The organism is Campylobacter sp. GTC17093, from assembly GCF_055397635.1.
On the sequence record NZ_AP038832.1, the window covers coordinates 1086367 to 1108203 of the forward strand.

The 21837-nt window shown below is 31.2% G+C and carries 19 protein-coding genes; 7 read left to right on the forward strand and 12 right to left on the reverse strand.

Annotation, left to right across the window (positions count from 1 at the left end):
• Positions 1–151: 151 nt before the first annotated feature.
• Both ACZ5VL_RS05640 and uvrB read right to left on the reverse strand, forming a co-directional pair.
• On the reverse strand, positions 152–2245 hold the full coding sequence (locus tag ACZ5VL_RS05640; protein WP_464198030.1) for an RNA degradosome polyphosphate kinase: 2094 nt from the start codon (positions 2243–2245) through the stop codon (positions 152–154).
• A 92-nt stretch (positions 2246–2337) separates the two neighbouring features.
• Positions 2338–4314: an excinuclease ABC subunit UvrB gene (gene uvrB / locus ACZ5VL_RS05645; RefSeq protein ID WP_464198031.1), complete on the reverse strand. Its 1977-nt coding sequence runs from the start codon at positions 4312–4314 to the stop codon at positions 2338–2340.
• 68 nt (positions 4315–4382) lie between these two features.
• Between uvrB and ACZ5VL_RS05650 the strand changes: the two genes are divergently transcribed.
• The 7 genes from ACZ5VL_RS05650 to ACZ5VL_RS05680 are packed head-to-tail and all read left to right on the forward strand — an operon-like array spanning position 4383 to position 10326.
• Positions 4383–4616, forward strand: a complete 234-nt coding sequence (locus tag ACZ5VL_RS05650) for a hypothetical protein (protein WP_464198032.1) — start codon at positions 4383–4385, stop codon at positions 4614–4616.
• Positions 4613–4855: a hypothetical protein gene (locus ACZ5VL_RS05655; RefSeq protein WP_464198033.1), complete on the forward strand. Its 243-nt coding sequence runs from the start codon at positions 4613–4615 to the stop codon at positions 4853–4855. The genes ACZ5VL_RS05650 and ACZ5VL_RS05655 overlap by 4 nt, the downstream gene beginning before the upstream one ends.
• Entirely contained in the window at positions 4852–5286 is a 435-nt protein-coding gene (locus tag ACZ5VL_RS05660; protein ID WP_464198034.1) for a type II secretion system protein, read from the forward strand. The genes ACZ5VL_RS05655 and ACZ5VL_RS05660 overlap by 4 nt, the downstream gene beginning before the upstream one ends.
• Before the next feature lie 17 nt (positions 5287–5303).
• The gene (locus tag ACZ5VL_RS05665) at positions 5304–7145 is read left to right on the forward strand and encodes a primosomal protein N' (protein ID WP_464198035.1); all 1842 of its coding nucleotides are present in this window, start codon (positions 5304–5306) and stop codon (positions 7143–7145) included.
• Between the two features lie 59 nt (positions 7146–7204).
• Positions 7205–8371 carry a peptidoglycan DD-metalloendopeptidase family protein gene (locus tag ACZ5VL_RS05670; protein WP_464198036.1) on the forward strand — a complete coding sequence of 389 codons (1167 nt, stop codon included), beginning with the start codon at positions 7205–7207 and terminating at the stop codon, positions 8369–8371.
• Positions 8372–8380: 9 nt separating this feature from the next.
• Positions 8381–9751, forward strand: a complete 1371-nt coding sequence (gene mgtE, locus ACZ5VL_RS05675; RefSeq protein ID WP_464198037.1) for a magnesium transporter — start codon at positions 8381–8383, stop codon at positions 9749–9751.
• Positions 9736–10326, forward strand: a complete 591-nt coding sequence (locus ACZ5VL_RS05680) for an NUDIX domain-containing protein (RefSeq protein ID WP_464198038.1) — start codon at positions 9736–9738, stop codon at positions 10324–10326. Before mgtE ends, ACZ5VL_RS05680 begins: the two co-directional genes overlap by 16 nt.
• Before the next feature lie 86 nt (positions 10327–10412).
• On the opposite strand, the gene ACZ5VL_RS05685 is transcribed toward ACZ5VL_RS05680, so the two are convergent.
• From ACZ5VL_RS05685 to yidC, 10 genes are all read right to left on the reverse strand, one after another.
• Positions 10413–10709 (reverse strand): metal-sulfur cluster assembly factor, encoded by a 297-nt coding sequence (locus ACZ5VL_RS05685; RefSeq protein WP_464198039.1) that lies wholly within the window; start codon positions 10707–10709, stop codon positions 10413–10415.
• A complete protein-coding gene (locus tag ACZ5VL_RS05690; protein WP_464198040.1) occupies positions 10702–11892 on the reverse strand; it encodes a peptidase M50 in 1191 nt (396 codons plus the stop codon). Before ACZ5VL_RS05690 ends, ACZ5VL_RS05685 begins: the two co-directional genes overlap by 8 nt.
• Before the next feature lies 1 nt (position 11893).
• Entirely contained in the window at positions 11894–12229 is a 336-nt protein-coding gene (locus tag ACZ5VL_RS05695) for a hypothetical protein (RefSeq protein ID WP_464198041.1), read from the reverse strand.
• Between the two features lie 135 nt (positions 12230–12364).
• On the reverse strand, positions 12365–13903 hold the full coding sequence (purH, locus tag ACZ5VL_RS05700) for a bifunctional phosphoribosylaminoimidazolecarboxamide formyltransferase/IMP cyclohydrolase (protein WP_464198042.1): 1539 nt from the start codon (positions 13901–13903) through the stop codon (positions 12365–12367).
• 18 nt (positions 13904–13921) lie between these two features.
• Positions 13922–15025 (reverse strand): DNA adenine methylase, encoded by a 1104-nt coding sequence (locus ACZ5VL_RS05705; protein WP_464198043.1) that lies wholly within the window; start codon positions 15023–15025, stop codon positions 13922–13924.
• Positions 15022–15762, reverse strand: a complete 741-nt coding sequence (locus ACZ5VL_RS05710) for a DnaJ domain-containing protein (RefSeq protein ID WP_464198044.1) — start codon at positions 15760–15762, stop codon at positions 15022–15024. The genes ACZ5VL_RS05705 and ACZ5VL_RS05710 overlap by 4 nt, the downstream gene beginning before the upstream one ends.
• 2 nt (positions 15763–15764) lie before the next feature.
• Entirely contained in the window at positions 15765–17960 is a 2196-nt protein-coding gene (purL, locus tag ACZ5VL_RS05715) for a phosphoribosylformylglycinamidine synthase subunit PurL (RefSeq protein ID WP_464198045.1), read from the reverse strand.
• 66 nt (positions 17961–18026) lie between these two features.
• Entirely contained in the window at positions 18027–19352 is a 1326-nt protein-coding gene (mnmE, locus tag ACZ5VL_RS05720) for a tRNA uridine-5-carboxymethylaminomethyl(34) synthesis GTPase MnmE (RefSeq protein ID WP_464198046.1), read from the reverse strand.
• A complete protein-coding gene (locus ACZ5VL_RS05725; RefSeq protein ID WP_464198047.1) occupies positions 19345–20301 on the reverse strand; it encodes a Jag N-terminal domain-containing protein in 957 nt (318 codons plus the stop codon). The genes mnmE and ACZ5VL_RS05725 overlap by 8 nt, the downstream gene beginning before the upstream one ends.
• Positions 20288–21835, reverse strand: coding sequence for a membrane protein insertase YidC (yidC, locus tag ACZ5VL_RS05730; RefSeq protein WP_464200270.1), 1548 nt, complete (start codon positions 21833–21835; stop codon positions 20288–20290). The genes ACZ5VL_RS05725 and yidC overlap by 14 nt, the downstream gene beginning before the upstream one ends.
• Positions 21836–21837: the final 2 nt, after the last annotated feature.

Below are 21837 nucleotides of genomic sequence, written 5' to 3' on the forward strand. Positions count from 1 at the left end.
TATATTGTTATATCAAGTTAAATTTCCTATAATAACTCCAATAAAATTGTTTATATTATATAGTAAATATGATTTAAAAGTACATAATATCTTTTATCTATATTTAGGAAAAATCCTTTATAATTATGGGGAAAATCCCATAATTATATTTTTAACTTTCTTTAAATAGCTTAAATGCTATATTTTTTGATTTTGCGGTTAAATCTTTATCTTTTTGGATAGATTTAATTTTGGTTACATATTTTTCTAAAAGTTCATGATTATTGATTTTAAGTTTGTTTGGCGCAACTTTTATTTGACTGTATTCGCCATTACTATCAAGCTCATAGGCTAAAACATTATCTCTTAGCTGTATATGTAAAATTTCCTTTAATATATCTTTGTGCTTTTGTTCGTAAATTGGCGTCATTAGTTCAAAGCGTCTTTCGAGATTTCTTGGCATCCAATCTGCACTTGAGATATAAAATTCTGGATTTGAGTGTTTAAAATAAAATATCCTAGCATGCTCTAAATATTTTCCGACAATAGAGCGAACTTTTATATTTTCGCTTAAATCTTTTACGCCTGGTTTTAAGCAGCAAATTCCGCGTATTATGAGATCTATTTTTACACCTGAGCAACTTGCATCATAAAGTGCATCTATCATGTCGCTATCGACAAGAGAGTTCATTTTTGCTATGATTGTACCTTCGCTTCCTTTTTCGGTTTCATTTTTTATCATATCAAGAAGTCTTGATTTTATCTGCATTGGGGACATAGAAAGATTTCTTAAAGTTCTATTTTTGCTATAGCCAGACAAGATATGAAAAAAGTCTGTTGAATCTTTTACAAACTCATCTTTTGTTGTAAAGTAGCTAACATCAGTATAAATTTTTGCGCTACTTCCATTGTAATTTCCAGTTCCAAAATGCATATAAAATTTAAGTTTACCATTTATTTGACGTATAATTTGCGTAATTTTTGCATGAACCTTAAATCCTGTAATTCCGTATATTACATGTGCTCCAGCATTTTCAAGCGCTTTTGCCCAGTGAAGGTTGTTTTCTTCATCAAATCTTGCTTTTAGCTCAACCATAACAGTTACTTGCTTACCATCGCTTGCTGCGTCTATTAAAGATTGAACTATAGAAGAGTTTTTCTCAACTCTATAAAGAGTCATTCTTATGGATATTACTTTTGGATCTTTTGCTGCTTCTTTGATAAGGCTTGCTACTGGATCAAAGCTTTCATAAGGTTGATATACTAAAACATCTGTTTTATCAAGAGTATCAAAAACAGATATATTTTCATCAAATGGTGGCAAAACTCTTGGAGTATAAAGTGGTAAACCAAGATGTAGAAAATTTTTGTTCTCTACAATCTGCCAAAGCGAATCAAGAGTTAATGGTATTGAATACTCATAAATGTCTTTTTTGAAAATTTTCATATGCGAATTTAAGAACTCTAAAATTTCAGGATCGGCATTTACTTCTATTTGTAAGCGAACAAAAGCTCCTTTTCTACGAAGTTTTAAGCCTTGCTCTAGAATTATCATAAAATCATCAGCTTCTTCTTCTTCAATTACAATATCTGCATTTCTGGTTACTTTAAAGGCTACTGAGCTTAAAATTTTGTATCCTGGAAAAATCTCTTCAGCATGCTTTCTAACTATACTTTCTATTGGGACATATGTATTATCATCTGCTTCAAAAAATCTTGGAATTACTCGTGGAATTCTTATCATTCCAAATTTTACATGATCGCTATGTTCAGGATCTATGATTTTTACTGCCAAAGAAAAACTAAGATTGTTTAGATGTGGGAAAGGATGAGTTGCATCTACTGCAATTGGAACAATTACTGGCATTATGTTAGAGAAAAAATACTCGTCTGCTTTTTGTTTTAGATTATCATCAAGATCGTTATAATTTTTTATAAAAAGACCATTTTTAGCTAGTTCTTTTGTAACACTTTTATAACAATTTTCTAGTGTTATTTTTTCATTTTTAAGATAATCTCTTATCTCTCTTAGTTGATCAATTGGCGCCATTCCGTCATTACCGCTTACTACAACACCAGCTACAAAAAGTTGCTTTAATCCAGCAATTCTTATCATATAAAACTCATCTAAATTTGTTGTGTAAATAGCTATAAATTTAAGTTTTTCCATGAGTGGTATATCTTTGTCGCATTGCGATAAAACACGTGAGTTAAATCTAAGCCAAGAAAGTTCCCTATTTATATAATCACTTTTATCTCTTGTCATATATTTGCCTTTATCTAAAATCTATGTTATATTTTATCTATTTTTTGCTTGATAAAAGTTTTATCAAGCTTAATGTATCTAAATTGTAGTTTTTATATTTTCCTTAGTTTTGCTATCTCATCACGAAGTGCTGCTGCTTTTTCAAACTCAAGTTTATTTGCTGCGTCCATCATCTGTTTTCTAAGCTCTTTTACTATTTTTGCTCTCTCACTTGCTGGTATTTTTTCATTTTGCTTACCAACTCTATAAATTTCAGCTCCATCTTCTATTTTTAAACTCTCTTCTATGTTTCTTGTAGCGCTTTTTGGCGTAATGCCATGCTTTTTATTGTATTTATCTTGGAGTTTTCTTCGCTCTTGTGTTGTATCTATGGCTTCTTTCATAGATTTTGTGATTTTTTTGCAAAACATTACAACTTCGCCATTTAAATTTCTAGCAGCTCTTCCTATGGTTTGGATAAGGCTTATTGTAGAGCGTAAAAATCCCTCTTTATCAGCATCCATTATGGCAATTAATGAAACTTCAGGTAAATCAAGTCCTTCACGAAGCAAATTTATACCTATTAACATATCATAAGTACCGCCTCTTAAACCTCTTATAAGCTCGTTTCGCTCGATTGCATCGATATCTGAGTGCATGTATTTTACTTTTAGCCCAAGTTCTAGATAATATTTTGTAAGCTCTTCTGCCATTTTTTTAGTTAAAACAGTTACTAAAATTCTCTCTCCTTTATTTATGACATTTTTTGCCATATCATAAAGAATTTCTACTTGGTTATCGCTATCTTTTAGTGTGATTTTAGGATCAAGTAGTCCTGTAGGCCTCATAATTTGATGAAATACATTTTTTCCACTAAGTTTTAATTCGTACTCATTTGGTGTAGCAGAAACAAAAAGGAATTTGGCTTTTTTAGATATAAACTCATCAAATTTTAAAGGACGGTTATCAAGAGCTGAAGGCAGTCTAAATCCATACTCCACAAGTGTTTCTTTTCTACTTCTATCTCCTGCGTACATACCCCGAAATTGAGGCAAGCTCACATGACTTTCATCTATTATTACTAAATAATCATCCCAGTTTATCTCATAATAATCAAAAAGAGTGTAGGGTGTTTCTCCTGGATTTTGTCCAGTTAAGTAACGGGCATAGTTTTCAACGCCTTTTGTGGAGCCTGTAGAGCTAAGCATTTCAAGGTCAAACTCAACTCTTTGTTTTAATCTTGCATATTCTACCACTTTACCTTCTTTTTCAAAGTATTCAAGCCTATCTTCAAGCTCAGCTTCTATGCCTTTTATCGCTTCTTTTAGTCTATCAACGCCAACTATAAACTGGCTTGTTGGATAGAGTATAAATTTCTTAACTTCTTTTGTTTTTTTATTTTCTAACACATCAAAATGATACATATAATCTAGCTCGTCGCCAAAAAACTCGAGTCTTAATGCTTCATCATTGTGATAAGCTGGGTAAATGTCAATCGTGTCGCCATTTACTCTAAAATCTCCTCTATCGAAGTAAGTATCATTTCTCTTGTAACCCATTTCAACGAGTTTTAAAAGCAGTTTTTTTTGATTTAAGTTTTCGCCTAGTTCGAAATACATAACCATGCCTTGATATTCTCTAGGGTTTCCAAGACCGTAGTTTGCAGAAACTGAAGCAACAGTTATGACATCATCATAGCTTAAAAGTGAAGCTGTTGTGCTAAGTCTGAGTCTCTCAAGCTCTTCATTTACTGAGCTATCTTTTTCTATGAAAAGATCGCTTCTTGGGATATATGCTTCAGGCTGGTAGTAGTCGTAGTAACTTATAAAATACTCTACATGGTTTTTTGGAAAAAATCCTTTAAATTCACTATAAAGTTGTGCTGCTAAGCTTTTATTATGTGTCATTATAAGAGCTGGGATATTGAGTTTTTTTATGATATTTGCCATACTAAAAGTTTTGCCACTTCCAGTAACGCCAAGCAAAGTTTGAAATTTGTTTCCTGCTTCGATGGATTTTACTATACCATCTATTGCATGTTGCTGATCTTCGCTTGGAGAGAATTTACTAGAAATTTCAAAATTTTTCATTCATTTTCCTTATTATAAAGCTTTTTTATGTTACAATTATAAGATTATATCACAAAGTGAGGTTAAGAATGCTTGAAAATGACAACATATTAAATGGCTTAACAAGTAAAGTTAATGAACTATTAAACAAGTACGATGAAATGTGCAAAGAAAACGAAAGGCTTAGAAATGAGCTTGTAAGCGTAAAAGCACAAAATGAAGCAAAATCAAATCAAATACAAAGACTAGAGTCTGATTTAAAAGATAAAAATATCGAGTCAGATGATGTTATTAAGAAGATAGAAGCAGTTCTTGGTAAATGAAAAAAATAGTCATTTCGGTAAATTCTCGTGATTATACAATCACTTTAGAAGATGAATTTGCCATGGCTTTTGAAAGAGATATGCAAATCTTTCTTGATGGCAAAAAAACATTTTCAGTTAAAGATTTGCTAACTGCTTTTGTGCAAAAATGCCAAGAGAATTATTTTCAAGATTGTGAGTTAAAAGAGCTTATAAAAAACATAAGCACAGAGTTAAAAAACGACAAGGAAGATTTATGAAAAAAGGTTTTTCTCTAATAGAATTAGTTTTTGTTATAGTAATTTTAGGAATTTTAGCAGGTGTTGCCATACCTAGACTTACTGCTACTAGAGAAGATGCACAGATTGCAAAACTTAAATCTGATGTAGCAGCTGTTCAAAGTGGAATAGCCTTAGAGCGCAGCACAAGGATGATGAGAGGAGATATGAGCTGGCCATCTAGGTTGGATCAAAAAGATCCTGTTGGTGCATCTACACCAGGAATAGATTGCGGTAGTGCATTTTGCGCAGTTACGCAAAATGCTATAAAAGGCCCTTGGAGTACATCTAATGGGACTGCTTACACTTTTGAGTTTAATAAAAATACAACTTTAAATTTTACATATAATCCAGCAGATGGAACTTTTGATTGTGCCGCTAGTGATTCAAAATGTAAAGGTTATATAAAATAACTTCTAAGGGCTGAGTTTTGTTTTATTATGAAGTAGTAATCCTTGGCTCAGCCTTAAAATCTCTAACTTATGAAAGCAAAGAAGAGTTTTGCGAAAATGATATCATAAATGTAAATTTAAGAAATAAAGAAAATCTCGCGATCGTTTTAAAAGTTGTTAAAAAACCATCTTTTGAAACTTTGCCTATAAGTTCAAAAAGTGAGCTCAAATTTACAAAGTTTCAAATAAATTTAGCTAAATTTATATCTAGTTATTATTCAAGTTTGCATGGCGTAACTTACGCTTTATTTGAGCCTTATACTAAATTTACAAACTCAAATTTACATATACAAAAGTCACCAAATTTAAATGAAATTCAAAAAAAAGCTTTTAAATTTATAGATAAAAATAGCGTATCTTTGCTTTTTGGAGATACTGGAAGTGGCAAGAGTGAAGTTTATATAAGTCATATAATAAAAGCTATAAATTTAGGCAAAACCGCACTTTTTTTGATGCCCGAAATTTCTCTTACTCCGCAAATGCAAAAAAGATTACAACAGTATTTTGGGCAAAGTGTAGCTGTTTGGCATTCAAAAATAACAAAAAAGAAAAAAGCCCAGATTTTATCAAAACTTCAAAGCGGAGAGATAAAACTTATTGCTGGTGCTAGGTCGGCTCTGTTTTTACCATTTAATAATCTAGGCTTAATCATAGTTGATGAAGAGCATGATGATAGCTATAAATCTTCATCAAACCCACATTATAACGCTAGGGATTTAGCAATTTATGCTTCAACGCTTGGAGTTAAGGTCATACTTGGTTCTGCAACCCCGTCCATTACTACAGTTCAAAAACAGCCTATTTTTCGCATGAGAGGAACTTTTTTTGATAGTAAAAAAGAGTATATTTTTGATGATAATGAAACATCTATAAGCGAAGTTATTATAGAAAATATAGCAAAATGCCTACAGCGTTCCAAACAAGCAGTTGTATTTTTACCAACTAGAGCAAATTTTAAATTTATAACATGCAAAAGTTGTTTTAATACTATAAAATGTCCTTATTGCTCGGTTTCTATGAGTTATCACAAAAATAAAAATATTCTTAGATGTCATTATTGTGGTTATGCAAGCAAAATTCCACAAATTTGTGATAAATGCGGTGGGGATATGTTGGAAGCAAAAAAAATGGGAACTAGCGAGGTTCTAAACAAGCTTAGTGAGATTTTTCCAGATGCAAGTATCGTTAAATTTGATAGAGATGAGATAACCACACAAAAAAAACTTGAAACTTTGCTAAAAGATTTTAATGATAAAAAAATTGATATTTTAGTTGGTACACAAATGCTTAGCAAAGGGCATGATTATCATGATGTAGAACTTGCTGTGATTTTAGGACTTGATGAATATTTAGAATATAGTGATTTTCGCGCAAAAGAAAAAACTCTCGCTCTTGCGATGCAAGTTGCAGGAAGAGCTGGTAGGGAGAAATTTGGAAGAGTTATAATTCAAACGAAACAAAGGGAATTTTTTGAAAAATTTATAAATGATTATGATGCGTTTATAGATGAAGAGATTAAATTTAGAAAACCTCTATATCCGCCGTTTAGTAAACTTATGCGCATAAATATCTCTTCTAAAAATGATAGTGATGCAAATGAAATTACAAATAAATGTGTAGATATTTTACAAAAAATTCTTGAAAAAAATAATGGCTTTGATATAGTAGGTTATGGCAAATCTCCTATAGAGCTTATTGCATCAAAATTTAGATACAACATACTTTTAAGAGCAAATTCTTATAAGCCGCTTGTGAAAATAGCAAATTTACTACAAAACAAAAATGTAGATACAGACATAGATCCTATAAATTTCAATTAGTTTACTCGCATTTAAGTAGAAGTTTTGTAAAATACCCTACATTTTTTTGAGGTTAGTGTATGAGAATTTTACTTACTTTTTTACTACTTATAACTTTTGCATTTTGTAAAAATGAATCAAATATAGAAGAACTTACTTGGCCAAATGGCGAAACATTTACAAATTTTTTAGAAAACAATACTTTACCGCTCAAACTTTATTATAATTCATCAAAAGAAGATCAAGAGCTTCTTAGTGAAATATCATCTGGGACTCCATTTCAAATTTTAAGAGACGATGATGATGTGATTTCACAGGTTTTAATACCAATAAATGAAGAGCTTCAAATTCATATTTATAAAAATGAGCAAAATAACTATGAGCTCGAATTTATACCTATAATATATGACTCTGAAAGCTATGTTTTGAGTATAAAGATAAAAACTTCTCCTTATCAAGATATTATAGATGAAACAAATAATAAAGCTTTAGCCGATGCGTTTATAAATGTTTTTAGAAAGAGTGTGGATTTTACCAAACTTAAAAAAGGCGATGATTTGGTTGTGGTTTATAACCAAAAAAGAAGACTTGGTAAGGTTTTTGGATATCCAGAAATTATATCTGCAATGCTGGATACAAAAGGTAAAAAAAATATGTTATTTTACTTTGAAGGTAAATACTACGATGATAGCGGTAAAACAAACGAAACACTATTTCTTATAAAACCAGTAAAAAATGCTAGAATAACTTCTGGATTTACAAAAAAGAGATTTCATCCTATTTTAAAGCGTTATAGAGCCCATCTTGGAGTTGATTATGCTGCTCCCAAAGGAACTCCTATAATGGCAGCTGGCAATGGTAAGGTAAAGTTTGTTGGTACAAAAGGCGGATATGGAAATGTTATTATAATATCGCATGATTATGGTTACGAAACTCTTTATGCGCATTTAAATGGTTTTGCTAAAGGTATAAAAAGGGGAAAATCTGTAAAACAAGGTGAACTCATAGCTTACATAGGAAATAGTGGAATGTCGACTGGACCACATTTGCATTTTGGACTTTATGCTGGTAAACAAGCTATAGATCCTGAGCAAGTGGTTAAGATAGAAAGAGATCTATTTAAAGGCAAAACAAAAGAACAATTCCTTGCTTTGGTTAAAGAAAATAAAAATATTATAGAACTTAACTTAAAAAATCCTAATAATCAACCAAAAGAAGAGGATTTTGATAACTTTATGTCACTTTAAGGAGTATTTATGAGTGAAGAAGAGCTACAGACTGCTAAAGAACAGCTAGATTCTCATTTTGAAGAAGAGCTAGAAGAAGAACTCAGTAGCACTGATATAGCCGAATATCTTAGAACCATAAAGAAAAATGATGATGAAGAGTATGAAAAATATTTAGAAAAGCTTGATCCAGAAGTACTTGGTGAAGTTGCTATGGAAATGCCAGATCACATGATAAAAGATGTGATAGAAATACTTCCTAAAGATAAGGTTGTAGAAGCTATTGAAGAACTCGAAAGTGACGACCAAGTTGAGCTTTTAAAATATATAAAAGAAATAGATCAAAAAAAAGCTAGAGAACTTTTTAATGAATTAGATAAAGATGATCAAGAAGACATATTAAAGCTTTCTAATTATTCAGATGAAGAAGCTGGCTCATATATGCAAACTGAGCTTTTTAGCGCTAGCTCTAGCGAAACCCTGGAAAGTGCCATAAAAAGACTTAAAAGGCTGAAAGAAGAAGGTGAATTACAAGATATTTATCAACTTTTTGTGGTTGATAGTGATAATAAACTAAAATACGCCATTCCTCTTTATGATCTTATAACTTGTAATTTTAGTGAGACAATAGGAAATATAGTATCTAATGCTCCAGAAGATGAATACAAACCACATTTTGCTCTAGATAGTGATAATATAGAAGATGTTGCCGTAGATTTTCAAGAGTTTGACTTGAGTGTTTTGCCAATTGTAAATAGTAATGGAGTTTTAGTTGGAAGAATAACAACTGATGATATCCATGATTTTATACAAGAAAGTGCAACAGAACAAATTTATAACCTAGCTGGACTTGATGATGAAGCTGAGGAAGAAAACGATACTATATATAAGGCTTGTGTTTCAAGGGCTTCATGGTTGTTTTTAAATTTAGGGACAGCTCTTTTATCATCATCTGTTATAAGTTTATTTGGCAATACTATAGAATCTTTTGTGGCTCTTGCTATCTTGATGCCTATAGTTAGTGGAATGGGTGGAAATACTGGCACACAAGCGCTTACAGTAACGGTTAGAAAGCTGGCTCTTGGTGAGATAGAATTTAGTGATGCAAAATATGTATTAAAAAGAGAAGTTGGTATAGCTATGATGAATAGTGTAATATTTGGAATTATGCTTGGAATTATTTCTGCTTTTTGGTTCAATACTCCTGTGCTTGGAGTAGTGATATGTTGTGCCATGATTATAAATTTTTCATTTGCTGGATTTTTGGGTGCTATAATTCCAATGACATTAAAAAAATTAAAAATAGATCCTGCTGTCGGATCATCGGTACTACTTACAGCTTTTACTGACACAATAGGATTTTTAAGTTTTCTAGGACTTGCAACATGGATGCTGATATAAAGGATTTTAAAATAACAACCCTAAAAAGTAATAAATTTATAAAGCCATTTAGTATTGAGTTTAGACAAAATGGCATAGATAGGGTTTGGGACTGTATAGAGATTCATGATAGCGTTTCTATCTTGCTTTATCATAAAAATAAAGATGCTTTTTTGCTTGTAAAGCAGTTTCGCCCACCTCTTTGGCACTATCAACAAAAAAATAGTATAAAAAGTGATGAAAGCGGCTTTTCTTACGAGTTATGCTCTGGTATTATGGACAAAAATATATGCGCAAAGCAAACTGCAATAGAAGAAATCAAAGAAGAAACAGGCTTTAGAGTAAGAGATTTGGTGAATATCACAACTACTTACGCTTCTTTTGGGGTTTCATCAAATAGACAAAGTTTGTTTTTTGCTTATATTGATGATAGCATGAAAGTGACAGAGGGCGGTGGGGTAGATGATGAAAATATAGAATTAGTTTATGTACCTAGAAATAAAGCTATGAGTTTTGCGTACGATGAGACTAAAGCAAAAGCGGCTAGTCTGATTTTCGCTTTTATGTGGTTTTTTGAAAACGAGAGTAAAATTTAGTATACTTATTTATAAGTTTCTTTTCTATCTAATAAAATATAAATAAGTATATTGGTCAAATTTTTTTTATATTTTTAAAAAACAGTCTAAAATTTTAATGCTTCTTTGACTTCATCTGTAGCCATATCTATGCTCCAAGCTGGTTCCCAAACTAACTCAATATCGCACTGCTTAACTCCATCAACTTTTACAACTGCATCATTTACCCAATTAAGTATTAACTCATGCAAAGGGCAAGACTTAGTTGATAAAGTCATGATAACTTTAGCTTTTTCGTTTTCAAATTTAACATCATAAATAAGTCCCAAAGATACGATATCAAATCCGATTTCAGGGTCTACAATGGTCTTTAAACTCTCATAAATTTCATCAGCTTTATTCATTTATATATCCTTTTTTACCAAATTTTGTATATTTAAAAATATTTATGATATTTATAATAACCAAAACAATACTAATAAAAATACAAATTATGGCTAAAATTTCTAATTGCAAAATAGCACATATAACTCCAAACACGTTAAAAATTAAAGATATAAAAGCAATATTTTTTATTATCATATCTTCTAACATTGGAACTTTCATTTTGCCAACAAAAGGCGAAACATAGTGATACCATACGAGAAAAGGCGCTATTTTATAGATATGAGCTATGGTAAAAGCATATAAAAAGCCAAAAAGTAAAGTAAAAATCCATGATTTTATTTCAAATAGATATAAAATTCCACTAACAAATAAAAACAAAAGAGATATAATTATATTTAAATTCCAATAATCCCATGCTTTTCTTACTCTTTTTTTAAGTATTAAAAAAATTTGAGCGATAAAGCTAATGATACTAATTGATGTTAAAATAAAAAAAATATTATAATCGTACCAAAGTATGGCTCCAGCGCATAAATATAGTCCAAATGATATGTAATAAAGCATAAAACTTACTTTGTGAGAAAGTGCAAACATAGGTATTAAAATGCTAGAAGCACCAAGAATTATAAAGTATATAAAACCTAAAACAAAATACAAATGATAACTAAGTAAAAATATAAAATAAAAAACAAAGAAGCCTGTTGTCTCAAAAAGTAGAAAAAGACCAAATATAATTCCAATTGCTAAAAAAACTCCTCCAATAAAAAGTGTTAAAAATGCAAAATTATTAACATTTGAGCCCTTAAAACTGAGCAAAAAACAGATTATAAAATATCCCAAGCTTATAAAAAGTAAAACCCCGCCGATATGTAATAAGTTTATATTTTGCATAAAAAAGCCAAACACTAATAGAAAAATTCCTGCACCATAAAGTATTAGATTAGGCATAGCAAATTTAATGCTATAAAAATTTTTTTCTATAATGACAGATGTTAATTGATATAACGCTCCTATAATTATACTTATTACAAAACCGATTAAAAATAAGTGTAAAAATCCAGCCGTAGGAAGTGTGACTATGACATTGAAATCGGCTAAAAAATATCCAATAGTACTACTAGCTAAAAAAATAAGTCCTACTAAAAAATATCCACCTATTATCTTAAATGGTGGAGCAAACGTTGTAAGAATAGAACTCATTTTAACCTTTACAAATTTGATTTGTATCTAAGGTTTTTGGTGTTTTTCCATCTTTTAGACTAAAAATAATTTTTACAAAACCATTTTCAAGTTCTTCTTTTTCATAATTATAATCTTGTTCTATCTTTGGTATAAGTCCAGCTGGAAATTTATGATTTATCATGATAACTTTTGTATTTTTATCTTTAATAAAATTTAGAGCAACTGTCGCATTTACCATAGGTCCGGGAGGAGTGCAACTACTGCTATCAAATCCTATAAAACTGTCTTTTTTATAAAAAGGCACAGTTGCCCCTTCTGCATTAAATTCATTCCAATCTTTAAAATATGTATTCATAAATCATCTCCAATAATTTGAAATTTGATATCATTATAACACTGTTTTAAAAATTTATTATTGATTCTTGTCAAAAAAAAAGATAATTTTTTGTTGATATAAAAAAGAGAAGAAAAGGGGTAAATACCCCTAAATTTAATGTAAAAAGTGGCGAATTCCTGTAAAATACATAGCTATATCAGCTTCGTTTGCTGCACCTATAACTTCATCATCACGTATTGATCCACCTGGTTGAATTATTGCTTTTACACCAACTTTTTTAGCTATATCGATGCTATCTCTAAAAGGAAAAAATGCCTCACTTGCTAAAACGCATCCATTTAGATCAAGACCCATATCATTTGCTTTTGCAACTGCTGCGCGCGCTGCATCCACTCTACTTGTCATGCCCATACCAATTGCTACCATTGCGCTGTCTTTTACGTACACTACACAGTTTGATTTTGTAAGTGCTGCAACTTGCCAAGCTATATTTATATCATCAAATTCACCTTTTGTTGCGCTTCTTAAAGTTACGCATTTTGCATCTTTTACTTCGTTTTTGCTTACAAAATCCCTTTCTTGTAAAACAAAGCCACCATCAATGTGTTTAAAATCAAATTTCTCATCGTTGCGTTTTAAGAACTCGCTATCATGGGTAAAAATTTTAGTTCTTTTTTTATCACTAAAAATTTCTAGTGCCTCATCTGTCACATTTGCTGCGATGATAACCTCCATAAAAGTGCCTTTTTCGTGAAGTTTCTCAGCTAATGTTTTATCAAGTGTTCCATTTATCGCTATTACGCCGCCATATGCAGAAACAGGATCGCATTTTAATGCGTAAATATAGCTTTCAAACAAGTTTTCTTTTATAGCAAACCCGCAAGGATTAGCATGTTTACAAATCGCAACTGCAGGAGACTCGCCGAAACTTGAAGCTAGATTTACAGCACCATATAAATCGGTCATATTATTAAAACTAGCTTCACCTTTTAGGGCTCTAAAATTTTTGCTAAAAAACTCATCAAATTCATACAAAGCACCTTTTTGATGAGGATTTTCGCCATATCTTGTATCAAAAACTTTCGTGCCACTTATAAAGTATTTTGCTCCAAAATTACCGTTAAATCGCTTGTTCATATAATTTGCTATCATGCTATCATAACTTGCGGTGTGCTCGAACGCTTTTATCATAAGATCTCTTTTAAACTCATCATCAACTTTACCATTTTTTATGGAGTCTATAACTTTTTTATAATCATTTTTATCGGTTACTATCATAACGCTTTTAAAGTTTTTAGCAGCACTTCTTACCATTGTAGGACCACCGATGTCTATGTTTTCGATAATCTCATCAAAATCATCTGTTTTTTCTATAGTTTCTTTAAATGGATATAAATTTACGCAAACTAAATCTATAGCATCTACGCCAAACTCGCTAGCTTGTTTTACATGTTCTTTGTTGTCTCTTTTGTATAAAATGCCACCATGAACTTTTGGATGAAGTGTTTTAACTCTGCCTTCAAACATCTCAGGGCTTTTTGTAAACTCGCTAACTTCTATAGCTTTTATGCCGTTATCCTTTAAAAGCTTGTAAGTGCCGCCTGTGCTTAAAATCTCGTAATTTAAGCTCTTAAGTTCTTTTGCGAACTCAACTACGCCACTTTTGTCACTAACGCTAATAAGTGCTCTCATTTTTACTCCTTTTTAATTTTATTGTTTTTTTAAAATGTAAAGATTTTCTTTTACATGTATGTTTCTGTTTTTTAAATTTCTACTTCCTCTAAATGCATTATAATCTTTTTGTATCATTTCAGTTTTGCCAAATTTACTGAGGATATCAAAAAACTCATCTTTAGAAATGATGCCTTCGTTGTTGTATGATACCAAGATAAACTTAGCTTTTATATGCTCTATAAGGTCTAAAAAAGCCTCTTTTGCTGAATTTTTTTTGTTATAAGCTGAGCGATTCCAATCTGTTGGTATGCCCGAGATTTTAGAAATTTCACTTGGTTTTTCATACTTGGCAATTAAATTTAACATAAAATAGTTTGATCCGTACGGATGAAGATTATAAGGCGGGTCTATGTAACATAAATCCACATTATCAACTTCTTTTGCTAAATTATTTGCATCTTTTTGATAAACATTAAAAACGCAGTTAAAACTAGAAAAAATAGGCTTTATAATCTCCATTTTCGCACAAATTCGCTTAAGTGCATTTTCACCACTTCCTCCAAATTTACCAGTACCGTTTTTATCTTTATAAAAGCCTTTAAAAACGCCACTTGTATTTGTGTGGTTGCTTGCAAGATAAAGAAGTGGAGCTAAGAAAAATTTTTGCATATTCTCATCAAGTTTTGCTATTTCGCACCTTGCAGTGTCGATGAAATTTGCATTAAATTTAGTATAAAAAACTCTTTCGTTTTGAGTGATGTTTTTATCATCTTTTGGTGCATAAAGTTCACTTATAAAACCTGGTTTAAAATTTGATTTTATGCTTTGATTTAGTGTTTTAAAAGTTGCATTAATTTCTTTTGTGAGGTTGTCATTTATATTTGTTAAATAGCACTCATTTATGATTTTTGAGTAAAGTTCCAAATCATTTGCGACTAAAAAATTACTATGAGCTTTTAAAAACCTAGCAACTATACCGCTTCCACTAAAAAGATCAATGCAGCTTAACTTCTCTTTTTTAAGGTCGCTTTTGGCTATATTTATGCCTTTTTCTATGAAGTCTAAAAGTGAGCGTTTGTTACCAAGATAGGTTATGATTTGCCCTGTTAAAAAAGATCTGTTTTCTATGAGCTCATTCATTGATTATATATCTTTTTTAAGCTTTCATAAGCCTCATTTATCTCTTGAAGTTTTTTGGTGCCAACTTGCACTGCTTCATCATCTGCGCCTTTTCCTGTTAAAATATCAGGATGATACTTTTTAACAAGCTCGCGATATGCCTTTTTTATCTCACTAAAACTTGTATCTTTGCTAACTCCAAGTATTTCATAGGGAGATTTTTTATTATTTTGACTTGAGGTATTTTCTTGATGATTTGCAAAGCTAGTATCAAAACTATCTATAATTTGTTGCAAAATTCTGTGATTTATACTAAAACCATCTGCTATTTTTGTGATGATTTGTATTTCATCTTTTGTAATTTCGCCATCAACATATACTATATTTAAAAGAGAATATATTTTTTGAATACATTCTAGCTCGCTTAGATTAAATTTCATTTTATATTCTAATGCAAGCCTAAATGTATTGCTAAGATCCATTTTCTGTGTATTAAAAACTCTTTTTAGATTTTCTCTAGTATTATTTGAACCATTTAGAGTATTTGTTATATCTGTTAAAATTTGACTTACTAAATTTGCTTCTTTTGTGCTTATTTTACCATCGCTTTTAGTTATTTTTGCTAGAAGAGAAACTATATAAATAGCTTCTTCGTAGCTAAAATTTCTTCTAATTTGGCTCGTGTTAAAGTTTTTTGTTCCACCACTTATCAGCCAAAAGACAAAAAATACAGCGCCTATGAAAAGTAAAAGATTCACCCTTAATCCTCTTTTGTTACTATTTTGTTAAACTCATTAAAGTAAATTTCTTGCATATCTTTTAAATTTCTACTTATATTGTTTAGTATAAATTTATCTCCGTAAGTTGTTCCTATTTTTGTTATTTTGATATCAAAATCTTTTGCTAGATCTATAAATTTATCATCATCTTTTACGCAAACTATCGCTCTTGAAAAACTCTCATCAAAGATATATCTTTCATCTTCAAACTCCGCTTTAGCATTTATGCCTATATTTGAAATGCAACTCATCTTAGCTAATGTAATTGCAACTCCACCAATTCCAACAGAGTTTGCACATTCAAGTAAATTTAACTCATTTGCCTTTATTACAAGGTTCCATAGTGCTTTTTCTTTTTTATAATCTACATCTAAAAGCTCTCCACTAACTTCATTGTAAAGTGCTTTCATATATAGTGAGCCTGCAAAGTTTCCTTTTGTCTCACCAAGTAAATATACACTTTTGTTTGTGCTTCGAAAAATTGATGGCAAAAGTTTGTTTGCATCTTTATTTACTCCAACTGTTACTATAGCTGGAGTAGGCTGTATGCTCACACCATCTGTTTCATTATATAAACTTACATTTCCACTTACAACAGGAGTATTTAGCTCAAGGCATGCTTCTTTTATACCTTCACAACCTTTTGCAAACTGCCACATAACTTCCTCATTTAGCGGATTTCCATAGTTTAGACAGTCTGTTATCGCAAGTGGCGTTGCACCGCTCATCGCTACTTTTCTACCAGCTGTTGCAACTGCTATTGCGGCTCCTATTTTAGGATTTACATAGTTATATCTTGTGTTGCACTCCATTGCCATGGATATACTAGCACCATTTTCTTTTACTCTTAATGCAGCAGCTCCCAAAAAGCCTGGTTTTTTAATACCATTTGTGCCAACATAACTATCGTATTGGTCATAAATAAATGATTTATTTAATATGTGAGGATCTTTTAAAAGCGTATCAAAAGCTTCATCAATACTTATATTTTTTAAAGTTAAAAAATCTATTTTTTTCATATCCTTTAGATATTGTGGCTCTTTTATCGGGCGATCAAGCACAGGAGCTGCTTCACTAAGTGGATCTATAGGTATATTTCCTGCTAATTCGCCATTCCAAAATAGTTCCATTTTTCCACTATCTGTAACTTCTCCGATAACTTCAGCGTCTAAATCCCATTTTGCAAATATAGCCTTTATTTTCTCTTCGCAACCTTTTTTAGCACAAATTAGCATTCTTTCTTGTGATTCACTAAGCATTAGCTCATAAGGTGTCATACTAATCTCGCGCATAGGCACTTTATCAAGATGAAGCCTCATTCCACTTCCACTTCTCCCAGCCATCTCAAAGCTTGATGAGGTAAGTCCAGCTGCACCCATATCTTGTATACCTATTATATAATCTGTCTTAAAAAGCTCTAAGCAAGCCTCCATTAGTAGTTTTTCTGCAAAAGGATCGCCAACTTGTACAGTTGGGCGAAGAGATTTGTTCTCTTCATTGAAACTATCACTTGCCATAACTGCACCACCAAGGCCATCTCTACCAGTTTTTGAACCTACATAAATAACTGGATTTCCTACGCCTTCAGCTTTTCCATAAAATATCTCATCGCTTTTACAAATTCCAAGCGCAAATGCATTTACAAGTATGTTTCCATTAAAGCTCTCATCAAAACTAACTTCACCACCAACTGTTGGGATTCCCATACAGTTTCCATAGTGAGCTATACCACTAACAACGCCTTTTACTAGGTATCTTTGGCGTTTACTAACTTTATCTTTAGATGTTATATTTCCAAAGCGCAGTGAGTTCATATTTGCTTCAACTCTTGCGCCCATTGTGAAAATATCGCGTAAAATACCTCCAACTCCAGTTGCTGCGCCTTGAAATGGCTCTATAAAACTAGGGTGATTATGGCTTTCCATTTTAAAAATAGCAGCCATACCATCGCCTACATCTATAACTCCAGCATTTTCACCTGGTCCTTGAATAACCCAAGGAGCTTTTGTTGGAAAGCCATTTAGGTATTTTTTGCTTGATTTATATGAGCAGTGTTCGCTCCACATTGCAGAAAATATTCCAAGTTCAAGTAAATTTGGCTCACGACCTAAAATTTCTAAAATTTTTTTATATTCATCTTCGCTAATTTTATGTGCTTTTATGGTATCTTTATCCATGAAATTCCTTTTTGGATTTGTTTTAAAAGATTATAACTAAAAGTTGCTTATAAATTTAAAACCTAGCTATTTTCCAAGACAAAAGTTGCTAAACATTTCATCGAGTATTTCACTTCTTTCAAATGGTTTTGTGATTGATGAAATTGCACTTATCGCTCCATTTATCTCAAAAGCAAAAAGTTCAAGCTGTGCATTATTTAAAAGTTCTTTTGCATTTTTTAAAGAACTTAGGGCATTTTTGCTAGCTAATATTTGGCGTTTTGAACTAAGCATAAGGCCATCATAATTTTTAGTATTTAGGTACTTTTCTAAGCTTAATAAGATCTCATCCGTGCTTTTTTTGGCTGAAATTTTTATAGGTTCATTTAAATTTATATCAAATTTAAACTCCAAGTCATTTTTATTTAAAATATTTAAAATTTTTTTACCAGAGTTTTTGCAAATTTCTAAAATTTCTTCATCTTCTTTGTCACTCTTTTTGCTACCATCAAAAACAGCAATTATGACATCTGCTTCATTTGCCGCATTTATAGAGTGCGTTATACCAATACTCTCTATGCTATCATCGCTATTTCTGATACCTGCGGTATCAATTATCTTAACAAGATGAGTCCCAACTTTTAAGCTTTCTTGTATGGTATCGCGCGTAGTGCCTGCTATATCGCTTATTATGGCACGATTAAATTTAAGCATAGCGTTTAAAATAGAGCTTTTGCCTACATTTGGCTTACCGATGATTGCTATTTTAAAACCATCTATGAGACCCTGTCTCTGTTCGCTTATACTTGAAATTTGAGATAATTTTGCTATATTTTCATCTAGTAAATTTTGTGTTTGAGTAAGAATTTGGGGCGGCAGATCATCTTCTGCATAATCAATGCAAGTCTCAACATATGCTAAAGTTTTTGTAAGCTCAATTCTTAGAGAGTTTACAAACTCATTAAGTTCGCCATGCATTGTTCTTGCTAGTATTTTTGCTGCATTTTCGCTTTTTGCATTTATCATGCTTTGGATATTTTCAGCTTTGTTTAGATCCATTTTATCATTTAAAAAAGCTCTTTTGCTAAACTCTCCAGGATTTGCAAGTCTTGCACCAAGTTTTACTAGTTCATTTACGATGATATCAGCTATAACAACGCCACCGTGCATCTGAAACTCAACTACATCTTCGCCAGTAAAGCTATATGGAGCTTTAAAATATATCACTATGCCTTCATCTATAAATTCACCATTACTTGAAAAAATATCGCACAAAGTTGCATGTCTTGGATGTAAAAGTTTATTTTTTGTGAGAATTTGAGTTAGACTTAGCGCCATTTCACCGCTAAGTCTAACTATAGAAACTGCGCCAATGCCATGAGCTGTGGCAATGGCAGTGATTGTATCATTCATGTTTTTTTATAAAATCATTTATAACTATAAATTTACCATCATTTGATGTTTTTATACCTACATATTTGTTTGGGAATTTAGCCCTTAGTTGTTCTAATGCGATTTTAATAAGAACGCCATCTAAAATTTTGGTTTGGGCATAGCCATTTTTTTCAACTCTTTGGATTACATTTTGAGTATAAAGAGAAATTCTTTCTTCTTGATTTTTCAAAAACTCAGCTATTTCAAGTCTTATAGAAAGGTTGTATTTGCCGTTTATCCAGTTGAAAAGTAGATATGACAAAGCTTTATACCTGTATCCTTCTTTACCTATTAAAAGTGCAGCATCTTCGCCATCAAGATTTATAAGCACACAATCTTCGCTATATTCGCTTACTTCTATTTTGGTTATGTTAAAACAGTTATCTGAAAATAGTAGAGTAAGGCCATTTTTTATCTCATCTAAAGTTTTGGCAGGTATAGGAGTAGTGGTTTTTTCTTTTTGGATAATCGTTGATTTTATATCTTCTTCATTATCTTTTGATGGTGTATAAAAATTATCGACTAAAGAATCTATCTTTTGTTTATCAAGAGATGATTTATGAGAAATTGTTTTAGATTCTTTTGGTACTTCGGTTATAGTATTTTTGGTTAAATTCTCAGTATTTAAAGCTGTCTCAAAAGTATTATCTTGCTTTGTTTTATTGGATTTTTTCTTTTGATTTCTTTTTTTATCTGCAGAAATTTCTTTATTGGGTTTATGTTCTGTTCTGCTTGATTCTTTTTGTGGTTTTTTGTGGGTTAAGTTTTTATTTTTTGCTTCTATAATCGCAGATTTTTTAAAAAAACCTAAAAATCCTCCGCTTGAGTTTTGTAAGATATTGTAATCTAAATCTAGTATCGAACAATCTAGCTCTAAAGAAGCCTTGCTTATGGCTTCTTGTAAAGTTGGAGCCTCAAATTTTTTCATGTTTTGCCTCCATAATTTCCTTTTGTTTATTTTTTTTAAATATGGCATTTACTATAAGTTGTTGTACAATAGAACAAACATTATTTATGAACCAATAAAGAGTCAAACCTGCAGGGAAAGTTATGAAGAAAAATGTAAATATTAAAGGTAAAAATTTCATAATCTTTTCTTGCATAGGATCTGTGAAATTTGTAGGTGTAAAATGTTGTTGTAAAAACATAGTTGCGCCCATAAGAATAGGTAATATAAAATATGGATCTTTTATAGCAAGGTCATTTATCCATAAAATCCATTCTGCACCTTTTAATTCAATTGCATTTAATAAAACTCTATATATTGCAAAAAATATCGGAATTTGAAGCAATATTGGCAAACATCCACCCATTGGATTTGCGCCATTTTTTCTATATAGCTCCATCATGTGAGCTTGCATTTTTTGTGGGTCACTTTTGTATTTTGCTTGAATTTCTTTGATTTTAGGAGCTATATCTTTTAGTTTATTCATTGAAACCATCCCCTTGAATGTTAAAGGAAATAGCACAACCCTTATAACTAAAGTCATGGCAACAATTGCCCAGCCCCAGTTCCCTAAAAATCCGTGAAGTAAATTTAAAAATGAAAAAAGTGGTTTTGCTATGAATGTAAACCAGCCATATTCTATTACATCCAAAAGTTTTTTATCTATGCTTTTTAAAAGATCATGAGCTTTTGGTCCTATAAATCCTTTAAAGGATGCATTTTCGTTAGCTGATATAAATATAGTTCCGTTTTTTGAACTATCACTATTTACAGCTACATCCAAGCCTTTATCAAAATCATAAAATAGTGTTGTATAGTATCTATCTGAAGCTGCTGCAATAAAAGCATTTTTAAATCTTTCATCACCTTTTGCATTACCATCTTTTATATCAGCAAGACTCCCATCATTTTGCTTTATCAAAAGACCATGTACTGTGTAGCTATCAACCGCAACATCTGGTCTAAAGCCAGGAGTTATAAAATAACTTGTGGGATTACTTAAAGTTATGTCAACTTTATAGCTACCATTTGGAGAAAAAGTAATTTTTTTATTTATAGTAAGATTGTCTAATGTTTGAGTAAGATTTACGCTTTGTTCTCCATCTTTTAAATCTATATGAGTTTTATCTGCTTTGTATGAATTGCTAAAAGCAAGTTCATTTAGATTTGGATCGCTAAATCTCATTTCTAAAGGGTATGGTTCTTTTGTTATAAGGGGCATTTTGCTGCCATCTTCTAACATATATTTATCTTCATTTAGATAAAATTTTGATATTCTTCCAAGAGCATCAATTTGCGCTTCAAAGAATTTTCCATTGATTGTTGTTAAAATTTCTAGTTCTTGTTTTGCTTGAATATTTGGAGCACTATCTTGTGTATTTAAAACAGGGGCTTGTTTTTCTTGCAATATTGCTTTATTTGTGCTATTTAATTCTTGTGATATATGCGGTTTTTTTGGGAAAAAATACCCATATGCGACGAAAAATACAAGTGATAAGCAAATGGCAATAACCATTC

Excerpts from the sequence above, each read along its gene's own strand:
- ACZ5VL_RS05690 (WP_464198040.1), bottom strand. The coding sequence starts at position 11,892 with ATGAGTTCTATTCTTACAACGTTTGCTCCACCATTTAAGATAATAGGT.
- yidC (WP_464200270.1), bottom strand. The coding sequence starts at position 21,835 with ATGGTTATTGCCATTTGCTTATCACTTGTATTTTTCGTCGCATATGGG.
- ACZ5VL_RS05660 (WP_464198034.1), top strand. The coding sequence starts at position 4,852 with ATGAAAAAAGGTTTTTCTCTAATAGAATTAGTTTTTGTTATAGTAATT.
- purH (WP_464198042.1), bottom strand. The coding sequence starts at position 13,903 with ATGAGAGCACTTATTAGCGTTAGTGACAAAAGTGGCGTAGTTGAGTTC.
- mnmE (WP_464198046.1), bottom strand. The coding sequence starts at position 19,352 with ATGAATGATACAATCACTGCCATTGCCACAGCTCATGGCATTGGCGCA.
- ACZ5VL_RS05650 (WP_464198032.1), top strand. The coding sequence starts at position 4,383 with ATGCTTGAAAATGACAACATATTAAATGGCTTAACAAGTAAAGTTAAT.
- uvrB (WP_464198031.1), bottom strand. The coding sequence starts at position 4,314 with ATGAAAAATTTTGAAATTTCTAGTAAATTCTCTCCAAGCGAAGATCAG.
- ACZ5VL_RS05695 (WP_464198041.1), bottom strand. The coding sequence starts at position 12,229 with ATGAATACATATTTTAAAGATTGGAATGAATTTAATGCAGAAGGGGCA.
- ACZ5VL_RS05640 (WP_464198030.1), bottom strand. The coding sequence starts at position 2,245 with ATGACAAGAGATAAAAGTGATTATATAAATAGGGAACTTTCTTGGCTT.
- mgtE (WP_464198037.1), top strand. The coding sequence starts at position 8,381 with ATGAGTGAAGAAGAGCTACAGACTGCTAAAGAACAGCTAGATTCTCAT.
- ACZ5VL_RS05655 (WP_464198033.1), top strand. The coding sequence starts at position 4,613 with ATGAAAAAAATAGTCATTTCGGTAAATTCTCGTGATTATACAATCACT.
- purL (WP_464198045.1), bottom strand. The coding sequence starts at position 17,960 with ATGGATAAAGATACCATAAAAGCACATAAAATTAGCGAAGATGAATAT.
- ACZ5VL_RS05705 (WP_464198043.1), bottom strand. The coding sequence starts at position 15,025 with ATGAATGAGCTCATAGAAAACAGATCTTTTTTAACAGGGCAAATCATA.
- ACZ5VL_RS05680 (WP_464198038.1), top strand. The coding sequence starts at position 9,736 with ATGGATGCTGATATAAAGGATTTTAAAATAACAACCCTAAAAAGTAAT.
- ACZ5VL_RS05725 (WP_464198047.1), bottom strand. The coding sequence starts at position 20,301 with ATGAAAAAATTTGAGGCTCCAACTTTACAAGAAGCCATAAGCAAGGCT.
- ACZ5VL_RS05685 (WP_464198039.1), bottom strand. The coding sequence starts at position 10,709 with ATGAATAAAGCTGATGAAATTTATGAGAGTTTAAAGACCATTGTAGAC.
- ACZ5VL_RS05670 (WP_464198036.1), top strand. The coding sequence starts at position 7,205 with ATGAGAATTTTACTTACTTTTTTACTACTTATAACTTTTGCATTTTGT.